Below are 10,641 nucleotides of genomic sequence, written 5' to 3'. Positions count from 1 at the left end.
CCAGCCCGCGACCGAAGGAGTCAGGCAGATTTCTTGCCCTTCGGTACTGTCAGCATGATGGAAACGATGGCGACCAGCACCATGAACACGTTGAAGGCGAGCGCGACGATCGCCGCCTCGCGGATCGCCAGATTGTCCTGGCGCCCCTGAAAGGTGACAACGCCATCGAGCCAGTTGATGGCCGCCGGATTGGCGCTGAACGCCGCGAAAATGGCCGCGGAAATCGCCACGCCGAACGCCGCGCCGAGCGATGAGGCCATCTTGTAGATGCCCGCGCCGGATCCGACCTGGTCGGCCGGCAGGCTTGAGAGCGCCGCGTCCGTCGAGGGCGTGGCGTAGAAGGCGAGGCCGATACCGTAGAGCGTGTAGCCGATGATCGCGAGGTGTTCATAGTCCAGGAGTATGAGGTTCGAGGGCATCAGGAGCAGTATCGAGATGCCCGTGATCACGCAGCCCTGGATCATCGGCTTGCGCGCGCCGAACCGCTGCAGGAGCTTCTCGCCCACGCGAATGAAGGCGATGATGGCGATAGCATAGCCGAGCGTCAGCATGCCTGCCTGCTGGGCCGTCATGTTGCCGCCGCGCTGAACGAGCTGGAGCGACACGAGCAATGTACCGGCTGCGCCGTTGAGCATGAAATTCGAGATCGTCGCGCCGGTATAGGTCGGGTTGCGGAACAGTTTGAAATCGACGAAGGCGTTTTCGTGCCGCGCCTCGATTCTGAAGAAGAGCCACCCGAAGACCAGCGTGACCGCTGCGAGCGACAGGACCAACGGACTGGTCCAGCCGAGTTGGTTGCCCTGCGTGACGAGGATCTGGAGCGCGATCATGGCCACCATGAAAGTCAGAACCCCGGCAAGGTCGAACTTGCCGGAACTCTGGCCCTCTGCCTTGCTCTCGGGCGTGCCTCTCATCAGCGTCATGCCGAGCAGCGCAACGGCGACTGTCGCGAAAAATATCCAGCGCCAGCCGAAATTCTGTGCGACGAAGCCACCAAACAGAGAACAGACCCCGGAACCGCCCCAGGAGCCGATCGACCACATGCTGACGGCGCGCTGTCGTGCCTCGCCATCCCAGAAGGCCTTAACCAGCGCAAGGCTCGCCGGCATGATGCAGGCGCCAGACAAGCCCTGCAACGCACGGCCGGGCAGCAGGAAATATGCAGCCAGCGCGCCGCCGGGCGCGAAGCCTATCAGCAGCGATCCGATGATGCTGAGCACGAAGCCGGCCATCACGATCCTCACGCGACCGATGCGATCGGCAAGGCCGCCGATGAATACGATGAAGATGCCGGAAAAGAGCGCGGTGATGGCGACTGCGATGTTCATCAGGCTTGTGCCTACACCGAGATCCTTCTGCATGTCCGGCGCGACGTTCAATGTCGTCTGGGCGAACAGCCAGAATGTCAGCACACCCATGATTATGCCGAACAGCAATCTGTCGTTTCCGCGGAATTCCGTCACATCTCCGGCCGGCACGGAGGAGGGAGCAAGAGCGCTGGTCTTTGATGAAGACATGTGAGCTCCTCACTGGAGACGCTTGCCATTGTGTTCGTCGCTGGAGGAGCGGCTTGGCGGCTCCCGTCAAGTTCCGAATTCAGTTGCGCAGGGCGTCATAATGCGGCGCGCGATATATGACGCCGTCCTTCATCACGAAATCGACTTTGGCAGTCGCGGCAATGTCGGTGAGGGGATCGCCGGGCATGGCGACGATATCGGCGAGCTTATCCGTGGCGAGCACGCCGAGATCGCTGCGGCCCAGCAATTCCGCGGCGACGCTCGTGCCTGCCTTCAAGGCGCGTATGGGACTCAAGCCCGCCTTGACCATCGCTTGAAACTCCAGAATGCCATGGCTGAACGGAAACATGCCGCAGTCGGTCCCGTAGGCGACTTTTACACGGCTGCCTGCGAGCAAGCGCTGGGAGGCGAGGATGCTTTCATTGTCGCGGCGAAACTTCCAGACCGCCTGGCATGGCAATGTACCAGCCTGCATCTGGTGCAGATCTTCCTGGGTCATCTGCATCGTCGGGACGATATAGGCTCCGGCGCGCTCCGCCATCTCGATGCCCTCGGCGTCGATCAGATAGGCGTGTTCGAGACTGCGCGCACCACAGCGAATGGCCTGCTTGCATCCTTCCGCGGCGCCCGTGTGAACGGCGACAGGCATGCGAAGCTGGCGGGCGGTCGATGTCAGCGCCTCCATCTCGTCGTCGAACCACGTCACTTGCGCCGGATCGTCGCCGGGACTGAAATAGCCGCCAGTATTGGTCGTCTTGATCCAGTCGCTTCCAAAGGTGTGCTCGCGCCGCACAAGCGCCCTGATGCTTCCCGGATCATCAGCGATTGCCGAGACCGGTAAATTCCAGCGCGAGGCATAGAACCCGCGCAGGTCGCCATGGCCTGCACTTGCGCTGATGATATGCGCGGCGACGAAGAGCCTCGGTCCCTCCACCAGACCGGAATTGAGCGCGTTGCGCAGGTCGATCGTTGGAAATTCCGGGTCGACGCTGCCGAGGTCACGCAAGGTCGTAAAACCATAGCTCATATATTCGCGGGCGAGGCTCAGCCCTGCGAGCGCCTTGGCCGCAGAAGATTGAAGCGTTTGCAGCGCCAGGTTTGAGGCATCCATCGTGAGGTGGACATGAGTGTCGATGAAGCCGGGGCAGACCGTCCGATCCGAAAGATCGATGACCTGCGCGCCGGGTGGTCTTCCTGCGGATCGCTCGATCCTCTTAATCCGGTTTCCTTCGATGAGGATTTCGGCCGGACCGCTCAGAGCATCCGAAAGACCGTCGAATACCTTGCCGCAGATCAGAACGAACATGCTCATCTCGGAACCTCTTCCGCTTCAGCGGCCATCCTCCTGATCACTCGGGACACGTGCCGTTGTGTTCTTCTGCTCGGGTTGTCTGGCGACCGGGAGACGCCAGCCGCGGCGAATGGCGATGAGGCGTAACCCGAAACAAAGAAGTGCGCCGACGATTGTGGCAGCGGTCGCGGGGATGTGGAGAGGATGGCTGACTACAACAATGGTTGCGCCCGCCAGGGCGGCGAGTGCGTAGATATCAGCGCGCAGGACGACGGGAATGTCGGCCAGAAGAATATCGCGCACCATCCCGCCGCCTATGCCGGTCAGCATCCCCAGAAGCGCTGCCATGACCGGGTTCAACCCGAATGCAAGCGCCTTCTGCGCGCCGGAGACGGCGAAGAGCCCCAGCCCCGCGGCGTCGAAGACAAGCACGGGGCTGCTCAATCTGGTGATCGCGGAAGACCAGTAGAACGTGATCGCGCCCGCAAGCAGCGAGACGGCGAGATAGCGCCAATCACTGATCGCACCTGGTGGTATCGATCCGATCACAACGTCGCGCGTGATACCCCCGAAATTCCCCGCCACGAAAGAAAGCGCGAAAACGCCGAAGAGATCGAGCCCTCGCTTAACCCCGGCGGCCGCTCCACTGAGCGCGAATACGAACGTGCCGACGAGATCGAGCACAAGCAGCAGCGTTTCAATTCTTGGATCTTCCATCCCGTACCTCTCAAGCCTTTGCGGGGGACAGCCAGGCGAGGGCCGCGACGACCAGAGTCTCGACACCGGTTTTCAAGGTCGGATGGATGACCGGAGCAAACTGGGGGCTGTGGTTCACGGGCAGCTTGTTGAGCATTCCGCCCGCCTTGGCCTTGGCGTAAGTCTCCGGATCGGTGCCGCCGACGAACCAGAAGACCGACGGGACCTGCCAGGCCGTGCCGAAGCAGCCGAAGTCCTCGCTTGCCGGAGCCGGTCCTGTATGGTGCACGCGCGCCGGGGAGAAATGAGCGCGGAATGCTTGTGCGATCCGGTTGCTTGCCGCCTCGTCGTTGAGGTTGAGCGGATACCGGTCCAATGGTGTGATCTCCGGCTTTCGCGGAGCGCCGGACGCTTCCGCCTCGGCATTCACGATGCGTTCGATCGCTGCCAGCACCCGCTTGCGAACCCCGGCATCAAAGGTTCGGACATTCAGCTTTATGATGGCGTCGTCCGGAATGACGTTTTCTTTCGTGCCGGCCTGCAAGACGCCAACCGTGACGACCGCTGCCTCGGTCGCAGCCACTTCGCGGGAAACCACGGTCTGAAGTCGCAGGACCGTCGCCGCAGCCATGACGACAGGATCGACGGCGGCTTGCGGCATCGAGCCATGCGCGCCACGGCCGAAAAGCCTGATCTGAAAGCTGTCCGCGGCCGAGGTGATAGGACCGGCGCTTCCAGCGATCTCGCCGGCCGGCCCGAGCATCACATGCTGCCCGAGCACGACAACCGGCTGGGGAAAACGCTCGGTGAGCTTGTCGTCGATCATGGCTTGCGCGCCCTGCGCCGTTTCCTCGCCGGGCTGGAAGACGACCATCAGGGTGCCGTGCCAGGCATCCCGTGCCTGCGCGAACAAGGCGGCGGCACCCGCAAGCCAGGCGACGTGCATGTCGTGGCCGCACATATGCCCCACAGGCACGGTCTTTCCTTCGGCGTCGGTCGTTGTCACTTTGCTCGCATAGGGAAGGCCGGTTGCCTCCTGGATGGGCAGCGCATCCATGTCGGCGCGCAGCATGACCGTCGGCCCTTCCCCGTTGCGGAGCAGGCCTACCACTCCCGTCTTTCCGACGCCGGTCGTCACCTCGTAACCGGCCTTGCGAAGCCGCTCAGCGGCGAGCCCGGCGGTTCTTGTTTCCTGCATGGACAATTCGGGGTTGGCATGCAGGTCCTTGTAAAAAGTCTCGAGATCGGGGATCAGCCGATCGATATTTTTCAGGACCGATTCCGACGAACTCACTGGCTTGTTCATGACCGACCTCCTCACAATGCTGGCGGATCCGTGCACCTTGATCTTCGCGGCATGTCGTCTTCGCTCTTCACCAAGCGCGCCTCTTCGTTAGTTCCTCGTCGCTGCCGCAATGGGAGCTACGCCGAAGTCTGCGCGTCGTTGTCGATGGGCAGGACCTGACCGGAGATCGATTTTCCAGCATCCGAAGTCAGAAAGAGAATGAGCGCGGCAATGTCCTTGGGATCGACGAAGCGCTTCAGCGACTGGATACTCATGGCGGCGGCTCTTTCTGCCTCCAGCGTTTTGTGCTCTGCCTCGGCGCGGCCCTGAAGAACGCGCTCGATACGTTCGCCCGCAACGGCGCCCGGCGCGATGGCATTGACGCGAATGTTGAATTCACCCAACTCGCGCGAAAGCGTTTTGGCAAAGCCGATCAAGCCCATCTTTGCCGTGCAATAGGCGCTGCGGTTTGGATAGCCAAAGCGCCCGCCAATCGACGACATGATGACGATGTTACCGGCGGGGGATTTCTTCAGATGTGGAATGCTGTGTCGCGTGACGTTATAGGTGCCGATGACATCGACCTTCATGACCGCTTCCCATTGATCGGGATCGGAGTTCTCGACGGGTGCGGTCTGGCCTGCGATGCCGGCATTGTTCACCAGCACATCGAGCCCACCCAGGGCTTTGACGGAAGCGGCGACCATGCGCTCGATGTCGTCGCGCTTCGAGACGTCGCAGACGATGGTCCTCAAGCCGGGAATATCTTTCGCCGCTGTTGCCAGCGCCTTCTCATTGATATCACAGACGCAGACCTGAGCGCCGATCGCGGCATAGGCGCTCGCGATTTCTTTGCCGATGCCGGAGGCTCCGGCGGTGATCAACACGCGCTGTGGCATCTCCGTATCTCCTATCGTGGTTGTTCCTCCACCGTGTCGACCACCTGTTTCAACGGGCCGGCTGCCCCGCATCGATTATATACCCACCGCCCGTGGAAAAGCTCGCCGAGGGCAAACAGAGGAGCAGAACTATTCCGGCTAATCACACCGTGACTGGCGGCTGACGCTGCTTCTGTGGCGTCTGCTGTGACGAGCAGCGTTTAGTCGCTCCTTTTTTACTCAATGATTTCGGCAGCGCCCGCGCTGACATCGCCAATGGAGATCTTGTGCCCTGCCGCGCCAAGGCCGGGGCATCGGACAAACGCTGGTTTTCCCTGTTATGCGCCTGCCGGAAAAATCGGATCGGTTGCGGAGAGCGACTAGCTCGTGACTGGCACGCCATCAACCCTCCGCCAGACAGTTTGAAATCAGATCATTCGCTCCGCGGGCGAGTGTCACTCCCTCGGGCCTGCGGCGCGATTGCGCATCGTGGCGGTTTGCAGTTTGTCGTCCGAAGGCGTGTCCGCGAACAGCCAGCGGGCGAGAAGGGCTGCGCAAAGCGCACCCGCGATCTCGGCCGCGATGAAGCCGGGCACATCCGCTATGCGGATACCCGAAAAACTGTCCGTGAACGCCCGCGCGAGCGCAACGGCCGGGTTGGCGAAGCTCGTTGATGAGGTGAACCAGTAGCCGCCTGCAATCGTCAGTGCCACGATGGATGCGACTTTCGACGGTGCCTTCGAAAGTGCGCCGAGAAGCGCCGTCACGAGGGCGAATGTCGCCACGAACTCTCCGGCCGACTGGCCGAAGCCGGCCCGGGCGTGACGCGATGCCTCCAGAAGCGGAAGCTCGAACATGAGATGCGCGAGCACGGTCCCGGATAAGGCCGCAAGGAATTGAACGGCGACATAAAGGGCGGCAAGCGCCGCGCCGATTTCGCGCCGCATGAAGAAGACGAGCGTTACCGCCGGATTGAAATGCGCGCCCGAGACGGGTCCGAAAATCTCGATGAGAACGAAGAGCATGGCCGATGTCGCAAGCGTGTTGCCGAGAAGCGCGACAGCCGCGTTTCCGCCAGCGAGACGCTCGGCCATGATCCCCGACCCGACGACCGTCGCGACGAGAAGGCATGTACCGAGGGCCTCGGCGGCAAGTCTTGAGGCAGCCGATGTCGTCACGCCGGGCTCCCCGTCTCTCCGATCTCGGCGAGCTTTTTCCTGAGCGTTTGCTCGTCGAGGCTCCCGAGTGGCAGGCCCGCAAGAAGATCGATGCGCTGCCCTATCGCGGCGAAGACCTCGGCGAATTTGCGCCGGATCGCCTCCTCGCTACCAGTGGCAGCGGCCGGGTCCTCGAACGGCCAATGCGCCGACGCCGGATGGCCCGGCCACACGGGGCAAACCTCTCCTGCGGCGTTGTCGCAAACAGTGATGATGAAATCCATCTGCGGTGCGCCGGGGGCGGCGAATTCGTCCCAGGACTTGGAGCGAAGGTTTTCGGTCGGGAGGCCGGCGGAGCGCAGCGCCTCGATGGCACGGGGATTGACCCGGCCCGTCGGCTGGCTTCCGGCGCTGTAGGCGCGAAAGCGTCCTCCGCCCCGCGCGTTCATATAGACCTCCGCGAGAATGCTTCGCGCGGAGTTGCCCGTGCAGAGAAAGAGCACGTTGTAGCTCTTGTGGCCGGTCACGGTCGTTTTTCCCGTCGGACTTGCGCGGCGGCGGTGTCGGCATTGGCCGCGATGCCGGTGCGCAGACTTTCCTCGCCCGCGCTGAAGTTCGGCTCGACGAGCCAGAGCCGGAGCAGATGCCGTTTCAGATCGGGGTCGTCCCAATCCTCATATTCGGTGCGCTTGTGGAGCACTGACGCATTCTTCAGGAACTGCATGTCGCCCGGCTCGAAATTCATGTCGAGATAGAAGCGGGGATCGTTCGCCGTCTCTTCAATGAAGGTGATGGCTTCCTTCTGCGCTGGCGTGAGGTGCGGCGTTTCCTCATGCTGCTGGCTTTCGCGGATGTACCAGGGAATGAAGAACATTCTCAGTCGGCCGTCGATGAAATGGCAGATGGAAATCTCGAACCACGGCTTCGCGCCCGGCTTGTGCTGGCCCTGCGTGTCGAAAGGGAAGGGCTCGAAGAGCACGGGTACGAGATCGGGCCTGCGGGTGAGCATTTCATTATAGATCGCGACCGAACTCACGATACGGCTGACGCCGCCCGATTTCGCCGGCCTCAGGCAAAAGAGCCCGATAATGTCGGCGCCATCCGTGTGAAAATCCTGCTCGGCGCGCGTCTTGTAGAGGCGCACGCCATATTGCTTCGGATCGGCGCCCGTGTCGCGGATATGGCCGATGAGATCGCCATCCGTGTTCTGCGAGATGGCGCGGCCCATGTGAAGGCCGATCCCCCAATAGATGGCGGCGCAGTCTTCCTTCGTATGCTCGCTGACCGGAAAGCCCTTGATGAGAAGGAAGCCCCGTCCGCGGTCGAGTTCGGCGAGCCAGCCGCCTATGCGGATTGCGAGCGTGGGCAGCGGAAAGTCCTCGCGGCTCCAGCGATGGAAGTCCGGCTCGCGCGCGCGTGCCTTGAGGAGGGCCGCGCGAAGCTCGGCGATATCCTCCGGCGAAAGCCGGTAGATCCAGTTCTCGTCGAACTGGATCTGCGGGCCCAGCCAGGCATCGGGCGTGTCGAGGATCGGCATCTGGCTCAGCCGCAACAGGCCGTGGTCTTGCTCTCGGGCTCGGCCTTCGGCGCCGGGCCGCAGCAGGCCGCGGCGTTCTCCGTCGCGATCGTCTCGAGTTCGGGTCCGCTTCCGAACTCCTCCATGATGTGGTGCGTGAAGAACGCTTCCCAGCGCACGCCATCGGGGTCGGCCGTCCAGCTCTTTTCCGACTTCGCATAGCAGCAGGTCGTCACGCCTTCCGGCAGATAGGGCGCTTCGGCCTCCTTCATGCGGTCGAAAATCGGCTCGAGTTCCGCGGCGTTGTCGACCTGGATGCCGGCATGGCCGAAACCCCTGTCGCCTGAAATCGTCTCGACGACGAAATTGACGCGCGGGTCTTCGAGCATCCATTTCGCATAGCCCGGACGGCGCACTGTCGGCTCTTCGCCGAAAAGCGTCGAATAGAAGGCGACGGACTTTTCGAGGTCGGCGACCCCGAAGCTCACATGCAATCTCTTCATCGCACACACTCCGCTTTGCGTTGGCGCGCGGTCGTCCCGATGACCCCGCATGCGCCCTGACAACAATCCTTGAGTAGAAAATTGGTGAGATCGCGCATGGCCGAAAGATCGGCCCTGTAGACGATCGAACGCCCCTGGCGCCGCGACGTGACGAGCCCGGCGCGGGCGAGTTCCTTCAAATGGAAGGAAAGGGTGGCGGGCGCCACGTCGAGCGCTTCCGCGATCTCGCCCGCGGCAAGCCCTCCTTCATCCTCCTTCGGCGCATGGGCGCGCACGAGGGTGCGGAAGATCGAGAGGCGGGTTTCCTGGGCGAGCGCCGCCAGAGCGGTCACGGCATCTAACGTTTCCATATTTTGACTATTATCGAAATATGGAAACGTGTCAATAGGCGAGCTGCGACACCCGCGCCGAAAACGAAATCGCCCGCGCATGGCGGCGCGGGCGATGTGGGTGCTCCGGTATGTAGTCGCCAGGACGCGGCAAGCGCCGCCGGTTATTTCGCGTTTGCGTGGGCAGCCTTGTCGAAGTCGCTCGCGTCGTGCCGCTCGGCAAGCTGACTTGCCGGATCGCCCCACACACGATTGACCATGCGCCCGCGCTTCACCGCGGGGCGCTCCGCGATCTGTTCGGTCCAGCGGTTGACGTGCTTGTAGTCCTTCACGCTCAGGAATTCGCCAGCTTCATAGAGCAGCCCCTTAGCAAGCGCGCCATACCAGGGCCAGATCGCGATATCGGCGATGGTATAGGCGTCGCCTGCAATGTACTCGCTCTCGGCAAGCCGCCGGTCGAGAACGTCGAGCTGACGCTTGACCTCCATCGTGAAGCGGTCGATCGCATATTCGAACTTCATCGGCGCATAGGCATAGAAGTGCCCGAAGCCGCCGCCGAGATAGGGCGCCGAGCCCATCTGCCAGAAGAGCCACGAATAGCACTCCGCCCGCTTCGCCGGATCCTTGGGCAGGAAGGCATTGCCGAATTTCTCGGCGAGATAGAGCAGGATCGCGCCGCTCTCGAAAACGCGCGTGGGCGGCGTCGTGCTGCGATCGAGCAGCGCAGGGATCTTGGAGTTCGGATTGACCTCGACGAAGCCCGAGCCGAACTGGTCGCCCTCATTGATGTTGATGAGCCAGGCATCATATTCGGCGCCGGCATGGCCCGCTTCCAGCAGTTCCTCCAGCATCACCGTCACCTTCACGCCGTTCGGCGTGGCAAGGGAATAGAGCTGGAGCGGATGCTTGCCGACCGGCAGCGCTTTCTCATGCGTCGCGCCGGCTATGGGTCTGTTGATCTTGGCGAAGCGGCCGCCATCCTTGTTCTGGTCCCAGGTCCAGACTTTGGGCGGCGTATAGGGGGTGCTGGTCATTTGCCGGTCTCCTCGATGGGTCGGATGTGCTGAAGCTGGCCCCAATGGGCCGCGATGGCAACTTTTTCGGCCGATGGATGCGCGCCTCGCCTCCCTGAACCTTGCTGCTGTTGCACAAAATCAGCCATGCGGCAGCGGGTAATTCGTATTGCCCGGCCTTCGCCGGTCTCGACTATGGCAATCCGTCGCCTAACGCGCAGTCGCGGGATGACGTCTTCATCTCCTCAATTCATTTCTCCATTACCGGACAACAAGGCGCAGGACGCGAACCGCTATATGGCGGGCGCGCTCCCTCTGGTCCCGGCTCATGCCGTGCCGGTTCTCTTCGGTGTCGAGGGCATCACGATCAATGGCGAGCCGGGAGGAAGCGCGGGGAATGGGGTCAGCCGATGAGCTGCCTCGCCGCGCTCGCCGTGAGGATGAACCCGATGACGG

Annotated in this window: 11 protein-coding genes; all 11 read right to left on the bottom strand. The window is 62.4% G+C overall.

Going from position 1 to position 10,641, the window contains the following annotated elements; translation table 11 throughout:
* Positions 1–20: 20 nt before the first annotated feature.
* Positions 21–1,436, bottom strand: a complete 1,416-nt coding sequence (locus PKA57_RS14185) for an MFS transporter (protein ID WP_324301680.1) — start codon at positions 1,434–1,436, stop codon at positions 21–23.
* A gap of 160 nt (positions 1,437–1,596) precedes the next feature.
* A complete protein-coding gene (locus PKA57_RS14180) occupies positions 1,597–2,829 on the bottom strand; it encodes an amidohydrolase family protein (protein WP_324301677.1) in 1,233 nt (410 codons plus the stop codon).
* An 18-nt stretch (positions 2,830–2,847) separates the two neighbouring features.
* Positions 2,848–3,525, bottom strand: coding sequence for a trimeric intracellular cation channel family protein (locus PKA57_RS14175; RefSeq protein ID WP_324301675.1), 678 nt, complete (start codon positions 3,523–3,525; stop codon positions 2,848–2,850).
* A 10-nt stretch (positions 3,526–3,535) separates the two neighbouring features.
* Positions 3,536–4,810, bottom strand: a complete 1,275-nt coding sequence (locus PKA57_RS14170; protein WP_324301673.1) for a M20 family metallopeptidase — start codon at positions 4,808–4,810, stop codon at positions 3,536–3,538.
* Positions 4,811–4,926: 116 nt separating this feature from the next.
* The gene (locus PKA57_RS14165; RefSeq protein WP_324301671.1) at positions 4,927–5,760 is read right to left on the bottom strand and encodes an SDR family oxidoreductase; all 834 of its coding nucleotides are present in this window, start codon (positions 5,758–5,760) and stop codon (positions 4,927–4,929) included.
* 362 nt (positions 5,761–6,122) lie between these two features.
* Positions 6,123–6,845 carry an aquaporin gene (locus tag PKA57_RS14160; RefSeq protein ID WP_324301669.1) on the bottom strand — a complete coding sequence of 241 codons (723 nt, stop codon included), beginning with the start codon at positions 6,843–6,845 and terminating at the stop codon, positions 6,123–6,125.
* A complete protein-coding gene (locus tag PKA57_RS14155; protein ID WP_324301667.1) occupies positions 6,842–7,351 on the bottom strand; it encodes an arsenate reductase ArsC in 510 nt (169 codons plus the stop codon). Before PKA57_RS14155 ends, PKA57_RS14160 begins: the two co-directional genes overlap by 4 nt.
* The gene (locus PKA57_RS14150; protein ID WP_324301665.1) at positions 7,348–8,361 is read right to left on the bottom strand and encodes a TauD/TfdA family dioxygenase; all 1,014 of its coding nucleotides are present in this window, start codon (positions 8,359–8,361) and stop codon (positions 7,348–7,350) included. The genes PKA57_RS14155 and PKA57_RS14150 overlap by 4 nt, the downstream gene beginning before the upstream one ends.
* Positions 8,362–8,366: 5 nt before the next feature.
* On the bottom strand, positions 8,367–8,843 hold the full coding sequence (locus PKA57_RS14145) for an ArsI/CadI family heavy metal resistance metalloenzyme (protein WP_324301663.1): 477 nt from the start codon (positions 8,841–8,843) through the stop codon (positions 8,367–8,369).
* A complete protein-coding gene (locus PKA57_RS14140; RefSeq protein ID WP_324301661.1) occupies positions 8,840–9,193 on the bottom strand; it encodes a metalloregulator ArsR/SmtB family transcription factor in 354 nt (117 codons plus the stop codon). The genes PKA57_RS14145 and PKA57_RS14140 overlap by 4 nt, the downstream gene beginning before the upstream one ends.
* Positions 9,194–9,336: 143 nt before the next feature.
* The gene (yghU, locus tag PKA57_RS14135; RefSeq protein ID WP_324301659.1) at positions 9,337–10,206 is read right to left on the bottom strand and encodes a glutathione-dependent disulfide-bond oxidoreductase; all 870 of its coding nucleotides are present in this window, start codon (positions 10,204–10,206) and stop codon (positions 9,337–9,339) included.
* Positions 10,207–10,641: the final 435 nt, after the last annotated feature.

Origin of the sequence: Parvibaculum sp., from assembly GCF_035325945.1 — a bacterium.
Classification (GTDB): domain Bacteria; phylum Pseudomonadota; class Alphaproteobacteria; order Parvibaculales; family Parvibaculaceae; genus Parvibaculum.
This window is presented reverse-complemented; position numbering and strand designations above follow the sequence as displayed.